Annotated in this window: 20 protein-coding genes, 1 tRNA gene and 1 pseudogene; 11 read left to right on the forward strand and 11 right to left on the reverse strand. The window is 70.1% G+C overall.

Going from position 1 to position 20,714, the window contains the following annotated elements; all coding sequences use genetic code 11:
* Nucleotides 1-46: 46 nt before the first annotated feature.
* Nucleotides 47-403, reverse strand: a complete 357-nt coding sequence (locus tag ACN27B_RS12925; RefSeq protein WP_099164791.1) for a VOC family protein — start codon at nt 401-403, stop codon at nt 47-49.
* A gap of 147 nt (nt 404-550) precedes the next feature.
* Between ACN27B_RS12925 and ACN27B_RS12930 the strand changes: the two genes are divergently transcribed.
* Together ACN27B_RS12930 and ACN27B_RS12935 are read left to right on the forward strand one after the other, a co-directional pair.
* Entirely contained in the window at nt 551-3,349 is a 2,799-nt protein-coding gene (locus tag ACN27B_RS12930; protein ID WP_422745140.1) for an ATP-binding protein, read from the forward strand.
* A gap of 59 nt (nt 3,350-3,408) precedes the next feature.
* A complete protein-coding gene (locus tag ACN27B_RS12935; RefSeq protein ID WP_422745142.1) occupies nt 3,409-4,119 on the forward strand; it encodes a hypothetical protein in 711 nt (236 codons plus the stop codon).
* Between the two features lie 298 nt (nt 4,120-4,417).
* On the opposite strand, the gene ACN27B_RS12940 is transcribed toward ACN27B_RS12935, so the two are convergent.
* On the reverse strand, nt 4,418-5,584 hold the full coding sequence (locus ACN27B_RS12940) for an FG-GAP repeat domain-containing protein (protein ID WP_099162725.1): 1,167 nt from the start codon (nt 5,582-5,584) through the stop codon (nt 4,418-4,420).
* A gap of 172 nt (nt 5,585-5,756) precedes the next feature.
* Here ACN27B_RS12940 and ACN27B_RS12945 point away from each other — a divergent pair, with 172 nt between their 5' ends.
* Nucleotides 5,757-6,932, forward strand: coding sequence for a metallophosphoesterase (locus ACN27B_RS12945; RefSeq protein WP_099162724.1), 1,176 nt, complete (start codon nt 5,757-5,759; stop codon nt 6,930-6,932).
* Nucleotides 6,933-7,126: 194 nt separating this feature from the next.
* Here the strand turns inward: ACN27B_RS12945 and ACN27B_RS12950 are convergent, their stop codons facing one another.
* Both ACN27B_RS12950 and ACN27B_RS12955 read right to left on the reverse strand, forming a co-directional pair.
* On the reverse strand, nt 7,127-7,582 hold the full coding sequence (locus ACN27B_RS12950) for a nuclear transport factor 2 family protein (RefSeq protein ID WP_099162723.1): 456 nt from the start codon (nt 7,580-7,582) through the stop codon (nt 7,127-7,129).
* Between the two features lie 74 nt (nt 7,583-7,656).
* On the reverse strand, nt 7,657-8,100 hold the full coding sequence (locus tag ACN27B_RS12955) for a nuclear transport factor 2 family protein (RefSeq protein ID WP_422745146.1): 444 nt from the start codon (nt 8,098-8,100) through the stop codon (nt 7,657-7,659).
* Between the two features lie 144 nt (nt 8,101-8,244).
* Between ACN27B_RS12955 and ACN27B_RS12960 the strand changes: the two genes are divergently transcribed.
* Nucleotides 8,245-8,808, forward strand: coding sequence for a TetR-like C-terminal domain-containing protein (locus ACN27B_RS12960; RefSeq protein ID WP_099162721.1), 564 nt, complete (start codon nt 8,245-8,247; stop codon nt 8,806-8,808).
* A 304-nt stretch (nt 8,809-9,112) separates the two neighbouring features.
* Here the strand turns inward: ACN27B_RS12960 and ACN27B_RS12965 are convergent, their stop codons facing one another.
* On the reverse strand, nt 9,113-10,090 hold the full coding sequence (locus ACN27B_RS12965; RefSeq protein ID WP_099162720.1) for a CPBP family intramembrane glutamic endopeptidase: 978 nt from the start codon (nt 10,088-10,090) through the stop codon (nt 9,113-9,115).
* A gap of 21 nt (nt 10,091-10,111) precedes the next feature.
* Nucleotides 10,112-10,762, reverse strand: coding sequence for a hypothetical protein (locus tag ACN27B_RS12970; RefSeq protein WP_091582845.1), 651 nt, complete (start codon nt 10,760-10,762; stop codon nt 10,112-10,114).
* A gap of 98 nt (nt 10,763-10,860) precedes the next feature.
* On the opposite strand from ACN27B_RS12970, the gene ACN27B_RS12975 reads away from it, so the two are divergent.
* From ACN27B_RS12975 to ACN27B_RS12985, 3 genes are all read left to right on the forward strand, one after another.
* Nucleotides 10,861-11,469: a TetR/AcrR family transcriptional regulator gene (locus ACN27B_RS12975; protein ID WP_091582841.1), complete on the forward strand. Its 609-nt coding sequence runs from the start codon at nt 10,861-10,863 to the stop codon at nt 11,467-11,469.
* Nucleotides 11,470-12,234: 765 nt separating this feature from the next.
* Nucleotides 12,235-12,849, forward strand: a complete 615-nt coding sequence (locus ACN27B_RS12980) for a superoxide dismutase (protein ID WP_099162718.1) — start codon at nt 12,235-12,237, stop codon at nt 12,847-12,849.
* 5 nt (nt 12,850-12,854) lie between these two features.
* On the forward strand, nt 12,855-13,115 hold the full coding sequence (locus ACN27B_RS12985) for a superoxide dismutase (protein WP_099162717.1): 261 nt from the start codon (nt 12,855-12,857) through the stop codon (nt 13,113-13,115).
* Nucleotides 13,116-13,166: 51 nt separating this feature from the next.
* Here the strand turns inward: ACN27B_RS12985 and ACN27B_RS12990 are convergent, their stop codons facing one another.
* Nucleotides 13,167-14,429: an ATP-binding protein gene (locus ACN27B_RS12990; protein ID WP_099162716.1), complete on the reverse strand. Its 1,263-nt coding sequence runs from the start codon at nt 14,427-14,429 to the stop codon at nt 13,167-13,169.
* A 300-nt stretch (nt 14,430-14,729) separates the two neighbouring features.
* Between ACN27B_RS12990 and ACN27B_RS12995 the strand changes: the two are divergent.
* Together ACN27B_RS12995 and ACN27B_RS13000 are read left to right on the forward strand one after the other, a co-directional pair.
* Nucleotides 14,730-14,963: pseudogene (locus ACN27B_RS12995) on the forward strand (IS110 family transposase); the annotation flags it as partial.
* Between the two features lie 104 nt (nt 14,964-15,067).
* Nucleotides 15,068-15,143, forward strand: a tRNA-Arg gene (locus ACN27B_RS13000).
* A gap of 109 nt (nt 15,144-15,252) precedes the next feature.
* Here ACN27B_RS13000 and ACN27B_RS13005 read toward each other — a convergent pair.
* From ACN27B_RS13005 to ACN27B_RS13015, 3 genes are read right to left on the reverse strand one after another with little or no spacing between them, the layout of a single operon-like run.
* On the reverse strand, nt 15,253-15,639 hold the full coding sequence (locus tag ACN27B_RS13005; protein WP_422745151.1) for a VOC family protein: 387 nt from the start codon (nt 15,637-15,639) through the stop codon (nt 15,253-15,255).
* Nucleotides 15,640-15,649: 10 nt separating this feature from the next.
* Nucleotides 15,650-16,123, reverse strand: coding sequence for an AAA family ATPase (locus ACN27B_RS13010; protein WP_099162714.1), 474 nt, complete (start codon nt 16,121-16,123; stop codon nt 15,650-15,652).
* Between the two features lie 15 nt (nt 16,124-16,138).
* Nucleotides 16,139-16,876 (reverse strand): class I SAM-dependent methyltransferase, encoded by a 738-nt coding sequence (locus tag ACN27B_RS13015; RefSeq protein ID WP_422745153.1) that lies wholly within the window; start codon nt 16,874-16,876, stop codon nt 16,139-16,141.
* A 177-nt stretch (nt 16,877-17,053) separates the two neighbouring features.
* Here ACN27B_RS13015 and ACN27B_RS13020 point away from each other — a divergent pair, with 177 nt between their 5' ends.
* Entirely contained in the window at nt 17,054-17,830 is a 777-nt protein-coding gene (locus tag ACN27B_RS13020; RefSeq protein WP_091584240.1) for an HAD-IIB family hydrolase, read from the forward strand.
* 54 nt (nt 17,831-17,884) lie between these two features.
* On the opposite strand, the gene ACN27B_RS13025 is transcribed toward ACN27B_RS13020, so the two are convergent.
* The gene (locus ACN27B_RS13025; protein ID WP_422745155.1) at nt 17,885-18,727 is read right to left on the reverse strand and encodes an SDR family oxidoreductase; all 843 of its coding nucleotides are present in this window, start codon (nt 18,725-18,727) and stop codon (nt 17,885-17,887) included.
* Between the two features lie 164 nt (nt 18,728-18,891).
* On the opposite strand from ACN27B_RS13025, the gene ACN27B_RS13030 reads away from it, so the two are divergent.
* Complete coding sequence (locus ACN27B_RS13030; RefSeq protein WP_422745157.1) at nt 18,892-20,679, forward strand: adenylyl cyclase; 1,788 nt, start codon at nt 18,892-18,894, stop codon at nt 20,677-20,679.
* Nucleotides 20,680-20,714 lie beyond the last annotated feature (35 nt).

The raw sequence follows: 20,714 nt of genomic DNA on the forward strand, positions 1-20,714 counted from the left end.
TTCGTGTGGTTCGGATCGTGGTCGGCGGCTCGAGCGAGCCGGTCGCTCAGCTGTCCTGGATCAGGCCCAGCAGGTTGCCGTCGGGGTCGGCGACGGTGGCCACGAGGCGACCGCCGCCGACATCGTGGGCGGGCTCGGTCACGGTGGCGCCGGCGGCGCTCAGCTCGGTCAGCTTCGCTTCGACGTCCGGAACGTGCCAGTAGGCCACCGGCGAGGTCAGGCGCTGCGGTCCACCGCCCGGCACCAGGCCGATGTGCTGACCCGCGGCGTCGAAGCCGACGTAGTAGGACGAGTCGACCGTGGGCGGCACGCCGAGCAGGGCCGCGTACGTCGCCTTGGCCCTGCCCAGATCGGACACCGGATGCAGTACGGTCCTGATCCCCTGCGCGGAAGAATTCCCCATGATCACTCCTTCGGTCCGCGGGCCTCGGCCGGCCCGGACGGGTGTGTGCGCACAGCATCTCCTCGGGCAGGTCCCGCCCGGATCCGTGCCGGCCACGGAGTCGACCACGGAACCGGCACACGGAGAGACGTGCGACAGAATGGGGTGATGGTTGACGTCTCCCCTCGCGAAGCCGAGGTGCTTGCGCTGGTCGGAGACCACCTCAGCAATGCGGAGATCGGAGCGCGACTCTTCATCTCGGTGCGTACCGTCGAGACGCACGTCTCCTCGCTGCTGCGCAAGCTGGAGGTCCCGGACCGCCGTGCGCTCGCGCAGCGGGTGCCGGAGCTGACCGGCGGAGGCGCCGCTCTTCAGGCGCCGGTCCTACCGGCCCCGCTGACCCCGTTCGTGGGGCGGGCGCGCGAGTGCGCCGAGCTGACCGAACTCATCCGGGCGCACCGTCAGGTGAGCGCGGTCGGTCCGGGCGGAGTGGGCAAGACCCGGCTCGCGCTGGCGGTCGCCTCGCGGGCCGGTGGCGAGTATTCCGACGGTGTGTGGTTCGTCGATCTGGTCCCGGTGGCCGACTCCGGCATGATCGCCGCCGCGGTGGGCGTGGCGCTGGGCCTGGGTGAGCAGCCCGGCCGGGACATGACCGAGTCCGTCGTCACCGCCCTGGCCGACCATCACGCGTTGCTGGTGCTCGACAACTGCGAACACGTGCTGGACGGGGTGGCGCTGTTCCTCGAGCGGCTGTTGGCGGCGTGCCCCGAAGTGACGGTGCTGGTGACCAGCCGGGCACGGCTGATGGTGCCCTTCGAGCGGGTCTATCCGGTGCCGCCGCTGTCGCTGGCCGTCGACGGCGAGTCGGACGCGGTCGCGCTGTTCGTGCAGCGGGCGGCAGCGGTGGGCTGGCCACTGGATCCTCCGTTGCGCGACCAGGTCGCCGCTATCTGCGAGCGGCTGGACGGAATGGCGCTGTCGATCGAGTTGGCCGCCGCGCGGTATCCGACGCTGGGGCTGGACGGCATCACCGCCGCCCTGTCCCATCCCCTGCGGATGCTCACCGGGGGCGCCCGGGCCGACGACCGGCACCGATCGGTGCGCGCGACGCTGGACTGGAGTCACGCCCTGTTGGAGCCGGCCGACCGGACGCTGCTGCGCCGGGTGTCGGTCTTCGTGGCGCCCTTCTCCACATCGGCGGCGACGGAGGTCACCGGCGCGGAGGAGGGCATCGTCGCCGACGGCCTGGCCCGGCTCGCCGAACAGAGCCTGCTGACGGTGCGGGCCTTTCCCGGCGGAACCGAGTACCGGCTGCCGGAAACCATCCGCCAGTACGGCACGGAACGGCTCGCCGAGGCCGGCGAGTTGACCGACACCCGGTCCCGGCACCTTCGCTGGTGCCTGACCAGGGCCACCGACCTGGCCGAGGTGCGGGCGGACTGGCGAGCCCGGTTCGACCCGGTGGCGGACGACCTCCGCACCGCCCTGTCGTGGGCGGCCGACCGTCCGGAGCAGCGCCCGGACGCCTACCGCCTCGCCCGTCACCTGGCGGAGCTGACCTTCGTCCGAACCCTGATCGGCGAGTCTCAGCTGCGCTACGAGCAGGCGGCCGCGCTCGCCGGCGAGCCCACCGCCGAGGCGGCGATGCTCAGACAGGCCGCAGCCGTGGCCGGATGCCGCATGCGCGGCGACGACATGTACCGCCTCTACCGGGCGGCCGCCGGGGCCGCCCGCCGAGCGGGAGACGACGCCGGCGCCGCCGCCGACCTGGCGACCGCCGCCACCAGCTCCTACCGGTTCTGGAGCAAGTTCGCACAACTCCCGCCGGCGCAGGAGGCGATCGCGCTCACCACCGAGGCGCGGGAGCTGGCCGGCGACGACCCGGCCGCCCAGGCCGCGGTGGCGCTCGCCGAGGCCGGGGTGCTCACCGACGCGTTCGGCGCCGCGCAGGGCCCGCCCGACAACGACGTACCCGAAACGATCGCGCGTGCCGAGCGGGCGGTCGCACTCGCGCACCGCACTCGCGACCCGCTCGCCGAGTCCGCCGCGCTCGACGCGCTCACCGGCGCCCAGTGCTGGGCCGGCGAGACGTTCGCCAGCGCGGCCACGGCGCGGCGCCGGGTCGCGCTGCTCGCGTCCCTGCCGGCAACTCCGGCCACCACCCACGAACTACTCGACGCTCTCGGCAATGCCGCCGAGGCCGGCCTCGGGGCGGGAGACCTGCCGGCCGCCCGCCGGTGGGCGCGGCAGATCGCCGATCACCCGCTGCTCGCGGAGGTCGGTCACCGTGCCACGAGCTGGCTGCTGGTTGCCGACGCGCTCGCGGGCGACACCGACGAGGTGCTCGCCGGCAGTGTGCGGTTCCTCGACGCGTGGCAGCGGGCCGGCCGCCCCGCCAGGTCGGTGCTCGGTCCCGCGGCAGCCGGTGTCGCGATGATCCACGGGCTCCGCGACGACCGGGAGGCCCGAAGTGTCTGGGTCGATGTCCAGAGTCGGCTCGGCACCTCGCCGGAACAGATCCACGGCTATGGTGCGGTCTTCGATGCGATGCTCCTGCTGCACCGGGGGCAGGCGGCAGAGGCGCTGGAACGGATGGCGCCCGATCCCGGCTCGGTCTGGAAGTCGGTCACGTGGGTGTGGCTCCACTGGTATGTCGCACTACGCGCCGAGGCGGCGGTGCTCGCCGGAAGCCCGAGCGCTCGTGACCACCTGGCCGGGGCCCGGACCGTCGTGGCCGGCAACCCGGTCGCCGAAGCCATGGTGCAACGGGCTGAAGCCCTACTCGACGGCGATCAACGGGCGCTGCTCACCGCGGTCGACGCGTTCGACGTCGCCGGCTGCCGATACCAGTCCGCACGAACCCTGGTGTTCGCCGGTGGCGTCCACGCCACGCGCGGCGCGGCCACACTCGGCGACCTCGGCCTCGCCCCGATGGGTTCCTGCCGATTGCCGATCGCCTCACCCTGAGTCGGTGGCGTATCCGTCGCGGTTTCACCCGTTGGTCGGCGTCGATAGGCTGTGGTTTTGTGAAGAATCACGACGACCCGATGGAATCCGAGAAAGTGCCGGCGGCGGCCGGCGGCCGGCTTTCGTGGTTCAACCGCAACGGCGCAGGTCTTCAGGCAATTGCCGCGCTTACCGCCATTCCCGTCAGTGTCGTGGCGGCGGTCTTCGCCGTTCAGGCGTTCAAAGATCAACAGCAGGTCAACCGTGACCAGATCAGGTTGAACCAGATCGCCCGGGAGCGGTACGAACGGCGCTACGCCTCCCGCGTGGCTATCTGGATCGCCGACGACGACACCTCCGCGTCCGCGAAGCCGCCGTCGTCCGGCCTCGTCGTCGTCGCGACGGTCTCGATGCTGAACAGGTCACCCGTCCCGCTCCGAGATGCCGCGATCTTCGCCATCGCGCAATCCGGGGAAGCGGTCTTCTGGCAGCAGCAGGACCTCAGACCTTGCGAGACGGTGGACGTGGAGCTTCTGGCCCACGCCGGCACAGCCGGGCGTCTGAAGGATGCCGGCAACAGGTTCGTGCTGTCGCTGGCGTTCCGAGACCCCACCCGGCTCTGGCACATGACCAACGACGGCCTGTTTCCCTTGGACGGCTACGGAAGCCATGTGGAGAACTACATCTGGGAGGGCGTCAAGTCCGGGAACACGCTCACCGGATCCCCGCTCATCTACTCGTCCCTGATCCGGAAGCGGGCCGACGTCACCGACTGCGGCGAATCGGGCTGACTCGTCACCGCAATTCGTCGTACGTCGTCCTCGCGCGACTGCTACCCGAGCGGCGGACGCCGTGGCGATAGCAGCCCTCTAGGCGGGTCACGAAGAGCGCCGATGATGCGGTCAGTGCTCAGCGAGGAGAGCCGGCGTCGAGAGCGAGATCTGACTTCCCCGGAGCGGCCGGACCAGGCGACGGCGACATCGCGGCCGGCGTCGCCCCGAGAATCAGCAGGACTGCAGTGACGCCGGCTGTGGGCCACGCGGCGGGCGGCGAGGCCGACCCGAGCACGTGGTCCACAGCCGGCGAGTGTCAGAGCTGCCGAAGGACAGCCACCTTGTCGTACGCGACGGCGACGACGTCCGGCTTCCCGTCCCCGGTGACGTCACCGATGGCCAGGGAGTCCGCCTGGGGCCCGACCCCGTCGACCCCGTTCGTCGTGTACCCGGCGAGCTCCCCGGTCGACCGCTGCAGATAGACGCTCACCGCGCGCCAACTGTTGTGTGCGACAACCAGGTCCTCGCGGCCGTCGCCGGTCAGATCGCCGACTGTCAGGCCAGAGGGACTGTCGTATGCGGGGTATCTGGTCGGCGTCGTCGCGAGCCCATCGGCTCCCTGCGCGAATACCTGGACGGCGGCGTCCGGCCTGTTGCCGTCAACGCTGGTCACCAGGTCGGCCCGGCCGTCGCCAGTGACGTCACCGACCGCCGCACCGGAGCCGATGCGGCGAAAGCCGGAGTCATCGGCCGGCGTCCGGTAGGTCGTCGCCGGCCCGAAGGAACCATCCGCGCGACGCAGCCGCACCCACGTGCCGTGACCGTAGAACTGTGCGAGGTCGGTGCGGGCATCTCCGTTGAGGTCGGCGGCGAACACCTGGTTCACGGGTGCGCCGGTGATGATCGGCCCGGTGACCGTCCGGTATTTCTGGAACGCATGCGCCGCAGTCTGCCGGTAGATCCTGACCTCGCCCTGGCGTGTGCCGACGACAAGATCCGGTCGTCCGTCCCCGGTCATGTCCCCGATCGCCACGTCCCCGGCACCCCCGGAGACCAGCAGCGGCGCGGCGAGGCGCCCGCCACGCTGAAACAGCACATCGACGCCGGCGGAGGACGACATCGCCACGTCCGTACGGCCGTCGCCGTCGATGTCCGCGACCGCGAGCTGCACGTTGCTGTTGTAGCCGCCGTGCGCCTTGATCCTGGTGGGAGCGCCGAAACTGTGGTCGGCTCGCTGGTCGAAGACCAGCACAGAACTCGTCTGCGTACCGTCAACGGCATCAACGCCGACCACGATGTCGCGTCGCCCGTCACCGGTGACGTCGGCGACAGCGACGGCGTTAGTCGCGGTCGACCCCGTGGCGAGGTACGTAGCGGCCGCGAATGTTCCTGCACTCGCCGCCTCAGCGGGCATCGGCACCACGGCCCCGGCCGTCATGGCCAGCGTCGCGGCGATACCGACTCTTGCACCTTTGTCCATCATGCCCCCGTTGCGTCATGGCCCTCGATCGATGGTTGTTCACGCGCCACGTGCCCTGATCACCGGCGCAGCAAACCCCTGCCACGACAGGTGAACCGGTGCCAGCGCGGACCACCGCGACCGACCGCCGGTCGCAAACGTGTCATGCTGCACGGACCCGGACGGGAGGACGACGATGGCGGTTGGCGATTCCGTACAGGTGCAGCCGGCACGAGGGTCGTTGCGACCGCTGGTGTCCGGGGCGACGCTGGTCGCGGTCCTGGCGTTGCTGTTCGGGCTGCCCTGGTGGACGTTGACGGTGGCGGCGGCCTGGCCTGCGCCGGTGGTGGCCGCCGGCACGAGCGTGTTCGTCGTCGCGCTGGTCGCGTTCCCCGCCCTGATGTATCTCGGGCACGGCCGCCGGCGGCTGGACGCGGCGGCCCGCGCGGGGGACACACTGCTTGGCCTGGTCTGGATCCTGTTCGTCTGGGCGCTGCTCGGAAACGTGGCCCGGCTTCCGCTGGCCGCGGTGGGGGTCGCCGATCCGGTGCGGTCCCGGGCTGTGGCGGTCGGTGCGGCGGCAATCTCGGTCGTCCTGGCCGTCTGGGGGTACGCCGAGGCGATGCGGGTGCCCCGGGTCCGGCGGGTGGAGGTCATCGTGGATCGGCTGGGTTCGGGTCTCGACGGGGTCCGGGTGGTGCTGCTGACCGACACCCACTACGGCCCGATCGACCGGGCACGCTGGTCCGCCCGGACCATCGAGGTGGTCAACGGGTTGGCTGCCGACATCGTCTGCCACACCGGCGACATCGCCGACGGTACGGTCGACCAGCGCCGGGCACAGGCCGCGCCGCTGGGCGCCGTCCGGGCCCGGCTGGCCCGGGTGTACGTGACGGGCAACCACGAGTACTACGGCGAGGCGCAGGGCTGGGTCGAGCACATGCGGACCCTCGGCTGGGAGCCGCTGCACAACCGGCACCTCGTGGTGGAGCGGGACGGCGCCCGGCTCGTCGTCGCCGGGGTGGACGACGTGACCGCCGCCTCGTCCGGCATCGCCGGTCACCGTGCCGACCACGCCGCGGCGCTCGCCGGCACCGACCCGCAGCTGCCGGTGCTGCTGCTGGCGCACCAGCCCAAGCAGATCGACGACGCGGTCGCGGCCGGCGTGGATCTGCAACTGTCCGGGCACACCCACGGCGGACAGATGTGGCCGTTCCACTATTTGGTCCGGCTCGACCAGCCGGTCGTGCAGGGCCTCAGCCGGCACGGCCGGACCCAGCTCTACACGAGCCGGGGGACCGGTTTCTGGGGTCCGCCGTTCCGGATCTTCGCGCCGAGCGAGATCACCCTGCTCACCCTCAGAGCGGGGTAGCCCTGACCGGGCCGACACCTACCGCCCCACCTGAACGGCTCAAGGAGCTTCCGCGTTGTCGGCCGACACCTGGTCCGGGCGAGTCCGCGGCCGGCCACCGCCAGCCCCGCTTCACGTGCTGAGAAGGGCCGAGCGGCGCCGCAGGAAGACCACGCCGGCAGGTGCCCGTCCGTGGTCGGCCTGGGAGGGCTCGATCACCCGGGTCGCTGTGCGAAGACCCCGATGTTTCCCTCGATCCAGATGGGTCGGGCTACCAGCCGGCTGATTCGCCATCGCTCGGATGCGCGGCGCAGCTCGAACTCGTACGTGCCGCCGTTGTGCCACAGCCGTCCGCCCGGCACGTTGTCGCGTCGTAGCCAGGCCAGCACGTTCGCGGTCGCGGTGGCGGTATCGCCCGTCACGTCGGCGATCACCCCGGTGACCACGTGCTGTGTGCCATCCAACACGCCGAGCTCCCGTCGCCACCGATCTACCTGCTCGGGGCCGGGGAGAGTCTCTGCTTCGCCGCCGCTCATCGCGGTGTAGTCAACGACCACGGTGTCGGCGAGCGTCACCACCAGGGCGTCCCAGTCTCGGCGATCCACGAACCAGGCGTACTCGGTGATCACCCGCTGGATGGCGAACTGGTCAACAAGATCCTCTTGACGCATGCCGTGACTCCTTTTTGTGTGGTGGCCGGTGTGAAGGGGCGCCGTGACTCGAGGCGCCCCTTCACACCGATGGGTCAGTTGGCGTCGAAGGCCGCGTACAGGCTGCTGTCGCCGGTCGCGTTGAGCGCTTCGGCCGCGACCAGCGGGTTCCAGAAGTCGACGTAGCGACTGATCTTTCCCTCCGCCGTCTCCACGACGGAGATGTAGGTCTGGTTGTACGGCTTACCGGTGCTCAACGCCTGGCCCGCGGACGTGAACTCGGCGATGACCAGGGTGGGGTCGATGGTCTCGTGGAAGCGCAGGTCGACGAACTCCACCTTGAAGTGCTCGGGGAAGTTCCGCATGTAGTCGAACAGGGCCTGCTTGCCTGCGACCTTCTTCGGGAAGTCGGCCGGGCCGTACGGGAACTCCAGGACTCCGTCGTCGGTGAACAGGTCCACCCACTCCTCGATCCGTCCGGACGACAGGTACTCCAGGTGGTTCTTGAAGGCTTGCTGTGCGGTTTCGCGAACGCTCATGGCGTTTGTCCTCTCCGATGTGCTTCCGATGCGTGCTGAAGGGGCCCGGTCGCGGCGGGCCCAGCCGACTAACGCGAACATCTTCGCGTCAAACCATAGCCCGCGCGAGGGTAAACGCCAAACGCCTCGCGTTAAGCTTGCTCCGTGAGTGACCAACACCAGTCCCGCCCCGGAGGACGCACCGCGCGAGTCCGCGCCGACGTCCTACGCGCAGTCGACGACCTGACCACCGAACAACCGCTGGCCCAACTCACCCTGGCCCAGGTGGCGGAGCATTCGGGAGTACACCTGGGCACCCTCTACCGGCGCTGGGGCACCCTCGACGGCCTACTGCTCGACGCGGTCGCCGAACGCCTCACCACCGGCTCGCCGATACGCGACACCGGCAACCTCCATGCCGACCTGGAGGACTACGCCCACCGCGTCGCCGCAGACCTTTCCGGCCCAGATGGACAACTACTGCTGCGCACACTGGTCGCCGTCCGTCTCGGAACCAAGGCGGAACTACCACCCGCCCTCACCCGACGGTTCGACGAAATGCAGGCACTACTCGATCGGGCTCACGCACGCGGCGAGAATCCACCCACACTCCAACAGGTCGTCGACATCGTCGTGGCACCGCTGTACACAGCCCTGCTGTTCGGCACCACACCAGCGGATCCAGCCACCCTCGTCGACCGCCTGCTGAAGCTTCACCCCGACCAGTGACCCGGACAGGCGCCGCTGCGTCATCCGCCAACGGCGCCCTGTCCTCGTCGGCCGTCAATTCAGGTCGCAGCGGCCTTCGCCGGCCAGGTCGGCCTCGATGCGTTCCTTGCGGACCTCGCCGGCGTCGGTGATCGGCTCCCGCTCCAGAGGATCGAGTGGGCCCGGGCGATCGGCGACAGGCAAACGAGCGTCACCGATCCGGTTGAACGCACGCGACCGCAGAACCTGGTCAATGCAGTCTTCGATTGCTGACCGGCGACGGCGGACGAGCGGCGGCCCCAGGTCCGGGGCCGCCGCTGCCCCGTCACGACCGTGTGTGGCGTGGCGACGTACTGCGGCCCGCGGTAAGTGCTGGTCCTGTCTTTCGGGTACGCCACCAGATGGCTGCGGTGATGACGACGACCGCAAGGGCGGGGACGAGCTGGTACGGCGTGCCGACTCCGGCTGAGCGGTCCTGCAGTGCGCTACCGAGGTCCACCCGCAGGGACACGGCCAGGATGAGGCTGAACGTGTTGAGTACGGCGTGCAGCATGACCGCGATCTCAAGCCCGCCGGTGCGCCAGGTGATGATGGCCAGACCGGTCCAGAGCGTGAAATACCAGACGATGATGTACGGATCCGTCGCGCCGTGTGCGGCCGTGAACAGTGCGCTCGAGAGCAGCACCCCGGCGATCAGACCTGCCCGTGGGCTACGGGTCCAGCTTCCGATCACGCGGAAGATCAACCCACGCACGCCGTATTCCTCGCCCGCCGACTGGAGCGGGGTGAGGAGGATCGTGGCGAGGAAGATGGCGACGAGGTCGGTCTGCGACCAGGGGACCTCCTCGACGGGCGTGAGAGCTCCGAGGGCGTTGACCACCAGCCAGGCGGGACCGAAGATGAGCAGCGCTTTGCCGAGCAGGTCGAAGCGGAACCGCGACGTCACGGAGTGCAGGGACGCACCGGGCACGCCGTAGAGCCACCGCTGGATGAGCATGCTCCACGGAATGAGCAGGCCGAGGGCGAACATCGAACTGGCATGGTAGAGCGGCGTGTAGTCGGTGCCACCCAGGATCGGCGGGGTGTTCCCCATCCGTACGTCGATGAGCGCAGCCGCTCTGCCGATGACCGTCGGGAAGACGACGAGCCCTGCCAGCAGGAGGAGGATGGCGAGAACGCCGCGACCGATGCGGCGTTTTTCGCCGGCGAGTACCCGGTGGTATTCCACTCCGGTGGGGACTGACGGCCCGTTGCGGGGCTCGGCCGGAATGGGTGGTGAGGTCGGCTTGTTCGTGGTGGTCATGGCTTCCTCCAGTGGATGGGGTCACTTCCCGGCGTGGTCGAGCACGCTGTGACGCAGGCGGAGTGCCCGCTCGGTGCTCCCCAGTGCGGCCCCGACGGCGAGGGCGAGGTTGAGCCAGATCGGCAGGTGAATGGGCGAGTCGAAAGTTCCGATGTTCTCGGCGATCGGGGGGATCCGCGACATCGGTTCGGCGAGTTGCAGCAGGTTCAGGCCCACGCCGATGAGGAGCATCAGCACGGAGAGGAAGCTGATCGAGCGGCTCAGCGTCGGGTGTTCGTGTTCGACGCGGGCGCGGCGTCCTTCGGCGGACTTCGGATCCGGAATGAGCGGGTGCTCCGCGCCGGCGGTGGTGACGTAGTGGCAGCGCTTGAGCCCGAATGCACTGATCGCCACTTCGATGATGCCGCCCTCGACGGGGAAGACTGCCGGGAGCTTGGACTCGGCGTGGTGTCTGCCGTCGAGATACAGGTGCGCTCTCGCCTTGCCGCCTTCCGGGTCGGTCCGGCGTGGGATGTCGACGGCGTACACCGTCTGCCGGCCATCCCCGTCGGCCAGTGGGAGGTGGAACAGTGCGCGGAAGGGTAGCTGCCACCAGCGGAGGCGTTTCAATGCCCGCCCGTCTCCGCTCTTGATGCGCTTGGCTGCCCGCCGTTGTCGCCAGTCCTCGATCACGTTCCCTCGCTCGCCGTCGACCGCCGCTTCTCACTAACACGCTGTACTAGTGGCAACGCTAGCACGGCGTGCTAGTACGATGTGACAGGAGGTGGCGGATGACACGGGACGACGGGAGCACCGGCTCGCGGGAACGGATCCTCGCGGCCGCGGCGGCGATGCTCGCAGAGGATGTGACCGCACGGTTGAGCGTGCGTGCGGTCGCGGCACGGGCCGGGGTGAGCACGGGCTCGCTCAGGTTCCACTTTCCGACCCAGCGCGCGCTGCAGGACGCCGTGCTCGCCAGAATCTACGACCACATGTTCCCTGATGACCCGATCCACGACCGATCGCTGCCCGTCCGGGATCGACTGGTCAACTGTCTCCGGCAAGTGCTCGCCCCCGCCGGCGTCGGGGAGCAAGCACGTGAGGCGTGGGGCAAGGCGTACCAGATGTTCATCGCACCCGAACCAAGCGAGGAGGTGCGCGCGGCGTATCTCGCCCTGGAGCGAGGCGGGTGGCGCCGTATCGAGTACTGGCTGACGGTTCTCGCTGACGAAGGCGCGCTTCCCAGGGAGGACCACGCACGCCGAGTGCGATTCCTGCTCACCGTCCTCAATGGGCTTTCCATCGCACGAGCCCTGCCCACCGAGGACTCGATCCTGAAGTCCGAAACCGAAACTCTCTATACGGCCGTTGACTGCGTTCTCAGCGCCCCGACCGCATGAGCGAGTAAGCCGCGCTGTCCCTGTCCGTCAGGGTGAGTTGAGGTCAGCGGCTCGTAGCAAGTCCCTCGGACAGGGCGAGTTCAGGATCGAGGAGCGTTGAATACTGCTGTTGACGTCGCGACGGCCCAGGACGGGGTCATGAGCCGCAAGAAGGTCCGCGTTCCGGCGGGCCGCGGGTACGCCGGTCGTTCACGCCGGGGCAGGAGCTGGAGCTGCTGGCCACATATGAGCAGGCCGTCGCGGCTGGTGAGGGCGGTGCGTTCCTACGGCGTGAGGTGGTCCTGGGCTGGGCGAACGGGGGTCGGGGGAACGTGGGTGAACGCGGGCCACTCCCGCCACCCCAGGTGAACCCCCGGGTCGCTAGACTGGGCCCTCGTGCCCCCGTAGCTCAGTGGGTAGAGCATCGGTTTCCTAACCCGACGCTCCGTGTGTAGCCGCAGGCCGATGACCTGCGGCTTCTCTTTGTCCAGGCTTCCTGCGCGGGTCGCACCCGCGCGCCGCTGTGATCGCCTGCGGAAGCCCAGCGAAGTGCGTAATTGCTGCTCAGCTCCACTTTTCCATCGACCGCCGTAGTGGTCTCCTGTGACATGCTGCGCCCGACTCGACGTTGGGCCGCACCCCACTCTGAACCGTGCTTATTGCCGAAGCTTGGCAACTACGCAATGCTGGCAGCAGTGGGCGGGTGCTCCGGCAACGCGATGATCTGAACCACCGCCGGGGTGCCCGCCCAACTCTGCGACGACGATGGTGCGAGGAGCTGCTGGGATGGCCGTCTACTCTCTGCCCGACATGCCGTACGACTACGGTGCGCTGGAGCCGGCGATGTCCGGCGAGATCCTGGAGCTGCACCACAGCAAACACCACGCCGCGTACGTCAAGGGCAGCAACGGCGCCCTGGAGCAGCTCGCCGAGGCCCGCGACAAGGGTGACTTCGCGGCGCTGGTCGGGTTGGAGAAGACGTTCGCGTTCAACCTGTCCGGGCACGTGCTGCACTCGATCTTCTGGAACAACCTGTCCCCGGACGGCGGCGACCGCCCCGACGGGGAGCTCGCCGCGGCGATCGACGAGCACTTCGGCTCCTTCGACGGGTTCGCCGGCCAGCTGTCGGCGGCGACCAAGAGCGTGCAGGGCTCCGGCTGGGGTGTCCTGGCGTGGGAGCCCCTGGGGCAGCGGCTGATCGTGGAGCAGGTCTACGACCACCACGGCAACGTCGGGCAGGGCTCCACCCCGCTGCTGGTGTTCGACGCCTGGGAGCACGCCTACTACCTGCAGTACCGCAACGTGCGCCCGGACTACGTCGACAGGCTGTGGGACCTGGTGGACTGGGCCGACGTCACCGCGCGCTTCGACGCCGCCCGCGCCGCGACGCCGAGGCCCTGACCGACGTGACCGGCCCGGTTCCGGTCGCCGCCGACCTCGTGCAACGCGCCGCCGGCGTGATCGCCGCCCGCCGCCGCGGTGACCTCGCGGGCGCCGAGGCGCTGCTGGCCTCGTTCGAGTCCGACCAGGCCCGTACGCTCGGTTTCTATCTGCTCGCCGACCTCGCCCTCGGGTTGGTCCGCGCGCAGACCGGCGAGTCGCTGGATGACCTGGTCCGGGAACTCACCCTGCTCGTGGCCGCCACGCCACCGCCCCCGCCCGGCTGACGGGCATGCCCACTCCGGGTGCCGGGAGCGACCTACGGAAAGGGGGCGAGGTCAGGCTGGTGGCGGTGCGGAAGTTTGCCACAGTGCGCTGACCGGCAGGGCGCGGAGTTTGTCGCCGAACGGCAGCGTGGAGGTGCCGGTGTAGAGGACGATGCCGGCGATGAAGTCGTCGCCGAGGCGGTCGGCGAGTCGGCGTAGCCCGCGGAAGTCGTCGGGTCCGACGGTGGTGGCTGCTTTGACCTCGATTCCGACCACCTGGCCCGTTCTGTTCTCGAGCACCGCGTCGACTTCGTACCTGCTCTGGTCGCGGTAGTGGGACAGGTCGACGGGCTGCTCGGACCAGGTGAGCTGGCGGGAGAGTTCGGACAGGACGAAGGATTCGAGTAATGGGCCGAATGGTGCGCCCGGCCGCAGCAGCGCCCGGGCGTCGGTCGCGGTCTCGTTGGCGGCGATACCCGAGTCGACGAAGATCAGTTTCGGTGCGGCGGTGGCGCGGGTGCCCAGGTTGCGGGACCAGCCGGGGATCCGCTTGATCAGGAAGATCTCCTCCAGGGCCTGGAGGTAGCGGGCGATCGTCGGCCGGCTCAGCCCGAGTGCGGATTCGAGGGAGTTGGCGGCGATGATGGTCGCGGATCTGGCCGCGAGGAGGCGTACCAGCTTGCGGAGTTCGCCCTTGTGCTGGATGTCGGACAGTTGCCGGACATCGCGGTCGATGAGCGCTTGGACGTAGGCGTCGAGGAACCGTTGGCGGCGGCGCGGGTCGGTGCGGGTGGTGGCCTCGGGTAGGCCGCCGCGCACGATTCTGGCCGCGTAGTCGGCGCGGGTCACGTCCGACTCGTGTCGCAGGTCAGGGCCGAGCGCGAAGATGGCATCGACGAATCCGTCCGGCGCTTTGTCGAGTTCGCCTTGAGACAGCGGCCAGAGTTCGACGGTTTCCATCCGGCCGGGCAGGGCGTCCGGCGCGGCCACCATGCCGAAGAGGCGGGACGAGCCGGTGAGCAGGTACCGGCCAGGGCGCGGGTCCTCGTCGACGGCTGCCTTGATGGCCAGTAGGAGCTCCGGGGCGCGCTGGATCTCATCGACGACCAGGAGCTCGGAGGAGTCCACGAAGCCGACCGGGTCGGCGATCGCCGCCGCCCGGTCCTGTGCCCGGTCAAGGTCGCGGCGCTCGGCAAGCCGATCGCCGGCGACGATGCGGACCAGCGTGCTTTTGCCTGTCTGGCGTGCTCCGCTGATCAGCACGACGCGGGTGTCGGTCAGCGCGGCGTCGACCTGCGCGGCGGCCCGACGTGGAATCAGGTGCGGTGTCGGCACGACAGCATGATAGCCAGCACGGTTTCGATCCGCGAGGGCCTTCGCATTCGATTTGCGGCAAAGCTGCGTTCGAGATGCGGCGGCTCGGTGTTCGATATGCGGATGGCCTGGGGCGTTCTTGCGCGGGTCTACCGCTATGTCACGTTGTTGCGGGTGATGGCGAGTTCGGGGAGGTGTCCTCCCAGCGCTGGCGGAGCTGGGATGGCAGCCAGAGGGTGGGCCAGAGCCGTCGGAGAGGTCGGCGTCGAGCCAGGTGTTCCGGTCCTCGACGATGCTGGCTTCGGTGAGTACCACCTTGTACATGCTGGCCTACGCCGGGTGTTCAGCATGTCCAGCTTCACCGCCCTGACCCACTGCCCACGATCTCGCGCCTACTACGACAAGAAGAGAGCCGAAGGAAAGACCCACCGCCAAGCCACCGCCGCCCTGTCCAGACAACGCCTCAACGTCCTCTGGGCCTGCATCCGCGACAAGAGGCCCTACCAGCCCAAACAACCAAGATCAGCGGAGCTGGTGCCATGCGAACTCGCGTAGAGACTCCCTGGGCTGGGAGAACGGCGGTCCGGGGAACGTGGGTGAAAGTGGGCCACTCCCTGCCACCCCAGGTGAACCCCCAGGTCGCTAGACTGTGCCCTCGCGCCCCCGTAGCTCAGGGGATAGAGCATCGGTTTCCTAAACCGTGTGTCGCAGGTTCGAATCCTGCCGGGGGCACCAGATCAAAGCCTTGATCGGCGATCACTGTTCCGCTTAGCCGGGGCTTGCGTGCCCGCTGCCGGCCCGATCGCCTCGTAGCCGTGACCCCGGGTGGACGAACCGGAACCGCTCAGCCGACCTTGGAGACGATCTCCACGAGGTTTCCGTCCGGGTCCCGCAGCAGGGCGTTGCGGTTGCCGTTGCCCGAGTCGTGCGGGTCCTGAACCGTCGGTACGCCGGCGGCGGCCAGCCGGGCGAAGGCCTCGTCGACGTCGCGCGTCCACACGACCAGCGCCATGGCGGGCCGTCCCGGCTCGGCGGCGACGCCGTGGGCACGCCGGGCCGCCTCGACGGTGCCGAGCCCGAGCGTGAACCCGTCGAGGCGGAACTCGACGTGCTCCGGGACGCCCTCGGTGGGCGTCCGGAACGTCTCGACGAAGCCGAGCAGGTCGCGGTAGAAGCGGATGCCGGCCTCGATGTCGGCGGTGTAGAGATTGACGAGGGCGCTTTCGAACATGCGTCCGACTCTACCCTCCGGCGAGGCGCTCCAAGTGCCCCACGACGCTCTCGACCGGTGCCGACGCGTCGACCTCGGCGGTGGCGGTGGCCCGCAGCAGGGGCTCGACCTCGGCGAGGTTGCGCAGGATCTCGGCCCGTTCCTCGGCCCGCTTGCCGTACGGGTTGTCGGTGCGGTCGGCGATGCGCGCCAGCAGCACCTCGGCCGGGGCGCTGAGCAGCACGACGTGGTCGAAGCTCGGGTAGAACCGGCCCTGGTTGCTCTTGCACCCGGCGACGAACAGGTGCCCGGCCTGGTGTCCGGTGAGCAGGTCGGCGATCGCGTCCTCCCGCCAGACCCAGTCGGTCGAACCGTCGGCCAGGGTCACCCACCGGCTCCAGCGGTCGGAGTCGGTGTCGACGGTGCGGTGGCCTCGCGCGGCCAGCGTCAGCAGCGCGGTCGACTTGCCGGTGCCGGACATGCCGGTGACGAGAACCTTCGCCATCGCGGGGAGCGTAGGTCAGCCGGGCAGTCGGTAGACCGACACGTGTGAGCGCGACTCGCCGGTGAACTCGGCGCCGGTCCAGTCGGCGTGCCGGCTCTCCAGGGTGAAGCCGGCCAGCTCGCCCATGAGGTCCAGCTCGGACGGCCAGACGTAGCGGTGCGGGGTGCGGAAGATCTGCGCCTCCCGGCCGGAGCCGAACCGGACGTGGTGCGACACCACCCGTTGCCGCAGCACGTCGTAGGTGTCCAGGCCGATGTATCCGTCCTCGGTGTGCCACACGGTCGCCTGCCGGCCCGGGGGGAGCTGACGCAACTCGGGCACCCACAGCTCGATCACGAACCGCCCGCCCGGCCGGAGGTGGCGGGCGGCGTTGCGGAAGCAGGCCACCTGTTCGGCCTGGGTGAGCAGGTTGGCGACGGTGTTGTAGACCAGGTAGACCAGGCTGAACTCGCCGGGCACGGTCGCGGTCGCCATGTCGCCGACCACCACCGGGATCGTGGCCGCGTCGACCTTCGTCCGCAGTCGCTCCACCATGGGTACGGAGAGTTCGATCCCGCTGACCGGCACGCCGCGTTCGGCCAGCGGTACGGCCACCCGGCCGGTGCCGACGGCGAACTCCAGGGCGCGTCCGTCACCGGCGAGCGTGGCGAGGCGGTCCACTGTGGGCCCGAGCACGTCCGGCGCGAACATCCCGCTGCCCGGGGTGTCGTACCGCCGGGCTGCCTCGGCGTCCCAGATCTCCTCCTGGCGCATCGATCCAGGATCGACGTCGGCGCCGGCAGCCGTCGACCGGTTTTCAAGTCAGGACCGGTGGTGACCCTGTTACCCTCCGTGAGGAAAGCTGTTCCGCGTGGTGGGTTGTTCAGGAAGGCGCCAGGAGGCATCGGTACCCTGCTAGTCCTGGCCTGCCCGCGACGACATGAGGTATTCGTGAACGATCTTCGAGTGGTGGCGTTCGACCTCGACGACACCCTGGCGATTTCCAAGTCCCAGATCGATCGTCGGATGGCGGATCTGCTCGGCCACCTGCTCACCGAGGTGGACGTTCTGATCATCTCGGGTGGGCGGTTCGAGCAGTTCCAGTCGCAGGTGCTGACCCACCTCGACCTCACCGAGGAGCAGCGCGCCCGCCTGCACCTGATGCCGACCTGCGGCACCCGCTACTACCGCTGGTCGGACGGGGACTGGCGGCAGGTCTACGCCGAGGACCTGACCGAGGCCGACAAGGCCCGGGTCGTCGCGGCGCTGACCGAGTCGGCGCAGGCGCTCGGCCTGTGGGAGGCGAAGACCTGGGGCGACATCATCGAGGACCGGGGCAGCCAGATCACATTCTCGGCGTTGGGGCAGTCCGCGCCGCCGGCCGAGAAGTACGGCTGGGACCCGGACGGCGACAAGAAGAAGCGGCTGCGGGACGCGGTCGCGGCGAAGCTGCCGGACCTGGAGGTCCGTGGTGGCGGCTCGACCTCGATCGACGTCACCCGCAAGGGCGTGGACAAGGCGTACGGCATGCGGAAGCTGCTGGAGTGCCTGGACCTGAAGATCGACAACGTGCTCTTCGTCGGTGACCGGCTCGACGTGGGTGGCAACGACTACCCGGTCAAGGCCATGGGCATCCGCAGTGTCGCCGTCACCCGTTGGGAGGAGACGGCCGACTACGTGGAGAGCCTGGTCGACGACCTGGTGAAGCAGCGCGCCGAGCGCGCCTGAGCGACGCGGCGCGCCTGACCGCCGCCACGGGCGGCCAGGCGCGCCGACCGGTCCTCAGAGCGCGGCGCGGATCGCCTCGGCCAGGGTGGTCGGCTCGCGGCCGAGCAGCTTCGCGAGGTCGTCGCCGACCTCCAGCTCGCCGCGGGCGATCCCCCGGTCGGCGTCGGCGAGGACTGCCGCGTACCCCTCGGGCAGGCCGGCGGCGACCAGCACCTCGGTGAAGCGGTCCGCCGGCAGGTCGGTGCAGCCGACCGGAACGCCGGTCTGGCGGCTGACCTCGGCGGCCAGTTCGGTGAGGGTGAACGGCGCGCCGCCCAGCTCGTACACCGGGGTGTGGTCGTCGCGGGTGAGCACCACGGCGGCGGCTTCGGCGAGGTCGGCGCGGGTGGCGGCGCTGACCCGCCCGTCGCCCGCCGCGCCGGTCACTCCGTGCTCCCGGTACGCGTCGAGCTGGCCGGTGTAGTTCTCCAGGTACCAGCTGTTGCGCAGGAACACGGACGGCAGGCCCGAGTCGTGCAGGAGCTGCTCGGTGTCCCGGTGTTCGGCGGCGAGCAGCAGGCCGGAGGTGTCGGCGTGGGCGATGCTGGTGTAGACCACCAGCCCGACGCCGGCCTCCCGGGCGGCGGTCACCACGTTGGCGTGCTGCGGTCGGCGACGGCCGACCTCGCTGCCGGAGACGAACATCAGCTTCTGGGCGCCGGCGAAGGCGGCGCGCAGCGAGTCGGGGTCGTCGTAGTCGGCCTGACGGGTGGCGACCCCGTGGCCGGCGAGGTCGGCGAGCCGGTCGGTGTCGCGGCCGACCGCGACGATCTCCCCGGCCGGTACGCCGCGGTCGAGCAGCGCGGTGACGATGAGGCGGCCGAGCTGGCCGGTGGCCCCGGTGACGGCGATGGACATGGGCGCGCTCCCTGTTGTTGCGAGTTCAACTTTCTTGAGGCGCAACTCCCGCGGCGTCGAGATCCTTCCCGGTTCCGGAACCGGCGGGCTCTGGCGGGATCGACGGCGATGAGGTAGGAACGGCCAGAGAGCGCTCTCCCCACCATCACCGAACAGGCAGGCAGATGCGATCACCCGACCCCTCCCGCCGCCGTTTCCTCACGCTCACCGCCTCGGCGGCCTCGCTCACCGCCCTCGGCCTCCCGGCCGGCGCCGCCGTCGCGTCCCCGCCGGCACGCCCGAACCGGGAGCCCGACTTCGGCCCCCACGTGCACGTCTTCGACCCGACCACGCCGGCCGCGGAGATCCAGTCCACCCTGGACCGGATCTTCACCGCCCAGGAGCACAACGAGATGGGCTTCGACCGCTACGCCGTGCTGTTCAAGCCCGGCCGCTACGAGGTGGACGCCCGACTCGGCTACTACACGACCGTCGCCGGGCTCGGTGCGCACCCGGACGACGTGGAGATCCACGGCGCGGTCCGGGTGATCGGGCAGCCCGACCCGAACTCACCCGCCGGGATCTCCGCGCTGACCAACTTCTGGCGCTCGGCGGAGAACCTCGCCGTGAGCCCCACCGACTGGTCGAACCAGTGGGCCGTCTCGCAGGCGTCCCCGATGCGCCGGGTGCACATCAAGGGCGTGCTGTGGCTGGAACCCGGCAACGGCGGCTACTCCAGCGGCGGCTACATCGCCGACTCCAGGGTGGACGGCATCACCATCAACGGATCCCAGCAGCAGTGGCTCACCCGGGACAGCGAACTCGGCGGCGACTGGACCAACGGGGTCTGGAACCAGGTCTTCTCCGGTGTGGTCGGCGCGCCGGCGCAGGGTTTCCCCGATCCGCCGTACACCACGCTGCCGACCAGCCCGGTGACCCGGGAGAAGCCGTACCTCTTCGTCGACGGCGCGGGCCGCTGGCGCGTCGCGGTGCCCCGCCTGCGCCGGGACACCGCGGGCACCACCTGGGCTGCCGGCGGCGCGCCGGTGCCCTCGCTGCCGCTGTCCGACTTCTACCTCGCCCGGCCCACCGACTCCGCCCGGCGGATCAACACCGAACTCGCCCGGGGCCGGCACCTGCTGCTCACCCCCGGCGTCTACCACCTGGACCGGGCGCTGCGGGTCCGCCGGCCGAACACCGTCGTGCTCGGCCTCGGCATGCCGAGCCTGGTGCCGACCGGCGGCGACGCGGCGCTGCGGATCGAGGACGTCGACGGGGTCCGGATCGCCGGGGTGCTGGTGGACGCCGGGCCGGTCGAGTCCGAGGTGCTGGTCGAGGTCGGTGGACGGCACTGCCACCGGTCGCACGCCACGAATCCGATCTCGCTCCAGGACGTCTTCTTCCGCATCGGCGGCCCGTACGCCGGGCGCGCGGTGACCAGCCTGGTCGTCAACAGCCGGCACACGCTGATCGACAACATCTGGGCCTGGCGGGGCGACCACGGCCGGCCGGGCACCATCGGTTGGACCGTGAACACCGCCGCCACCGGCGTGGTCGTCAACGGCGACGACGTGACCGCGTACGGGCTCTTCGTGGAGCACTACCAGCGCTGGCAGACGATCTGGAACGGCGAGCGCGGGCGGACCGTGTTCTACCAGAGCGAGCTGCCCTACGACCCGCCGAGCCAGGCGGCCTGGCGCAGCCCCACCGGCAACGGCTGGGCCTCCTACAAGGTGGCCGACCACGTCCGCACGCACGAGGCGTGGGGGCTGGGCGTCTACGCGTACTTCAACCAGGGCGTGGACATCCGCTGCGACCGGGCGATCGAGGCGCCGCGTCGGGCCGGCGTGCGGTTCCACGACGCGATCACCGTGTTCCTGAACGGCAGCGGCGGGATCGAGCGGACGATCAACGAGGCCGGCACCCCGGTGGTCGGCTCCTACGGCACCAGCCCGGTGGTCAGCTACCCCTGACCGTGGCGGACGGCCCGGCCGGCGCGACCGGCCGG

The organism is Micromonospora sp. WMMD754 (assembly GCF_049315235.1).
GTDB classification, from domain to species: Bacteria; Actinomycetota; Actinomycetes; order Mycobacteriales; family Micromonosporaceae; genus Micromonospora; species Micromonospora sediminicola.

Excerpts from the sequence above, each read along its gene's own strand:
- ACN27B_RS12925 (WP_099164791.1), bottom strand. The coding sequence starts at position 403 with ATGGGGAATTCTTCCGCGCAGGGGATCAGGACCGTACTGCATCCGGTG.
- ACN27B_RS12930 (WP_422745140.1), top strand. The coding sequence starts at position 551 with ATGGTTGACGTCTCCCCTCGCGAAGCCGAGGTGCTTGCGCTGGTCGGA.
- ACN27B_RS12940 (WP_099162725.1), bottom strand. The coding sequence starts at position 5,584 with ATGATGGACAAAGGTGCAAGAGTCGGTATCGCCGCGACGCTGGCCATG.
- ACN27B_RS12945 (WP_099162724.1), top strand. The coding sequence starts at position 5,757 with ATGGCGGTTGGCGATTCCGTACAGGTGCAGCCGGCACGAGGGTCGTTG.
- ACN27B_RS12950 (WP_099162723.1), bottom strand. The coding sequence starts at position 7,582 with ATGCGTCAAGAGGATCTTGTTGACCAGTTCGCCATCCAGCGGGTGATC.
- ACN27B_RS12955 (WP_422745146.1), bottom strand. The coding sequence starts at position 8,100 with ATGAGCGTTCGCGAAACCGCACAGCAAGCCTTCAAGAACCACCTGGAG.
- ACN27B_RS12965 (WP_099162720.1), bottom strand. The coding sequence starts at position 10,090 with ATGACCACCACGAACAAGCCGACCTCACCACCCATTCCGGCCGAGCCC.
- ACN27B_RS12975 (WP_091582841.1), top strand. The coding sequence starts at position 10,861 with ATGACACGGGACGACGGGAGCACCGGCTCGCGGGAACGGATCCTCGCG.
- ACN27B_RS12980 (WP_099162718.1), top strand. The coding sequence starts at position 12,235 with ATGGCCGTCTACTCTCTGCCCGACATGCCGTACGACTACGGTGCGCTG.
- ACN27B_RS13005 (WP_422745151.1), bottom strand. The coding sequence starts at position 15,639 with ATGTTCGAAAGCGCCCTCGTCAATCTCTACACCGCCGACATCGAGGCC.
- ACN27B_RS13010 (WP_099162714.1), bottom strand. The coding sequence starts at position 16,123 with ATGGCGAAGGTTCTCGTCACCGGCATGTCCGGCACCGGCAAGTCGACC.
- ACN27B_RS13015 (WP_422745153.1), bottom strand. The coding sequence starts at position 16,876 with ATGCGCCAGGAGGAGATCTGGGACGCCGAGGCAGCCCGGCGGTACGAC.
- ACN27B_RS13025 (WP_422745155.1), bottom strand. The coding sequence starts at position 18,727 with ATGTCCATCGCCGTCACCGGGGCCACCGGCCAGCTCGGCCGCCTCATC.
- ACN27B_RS13030 (WP_422745157.1), top strand. The coding sequence starts at position 18,892 with ATGCGATCACCCGACCCCTCCCGCCGCCGTTTCCTCACGCTCACCGCC.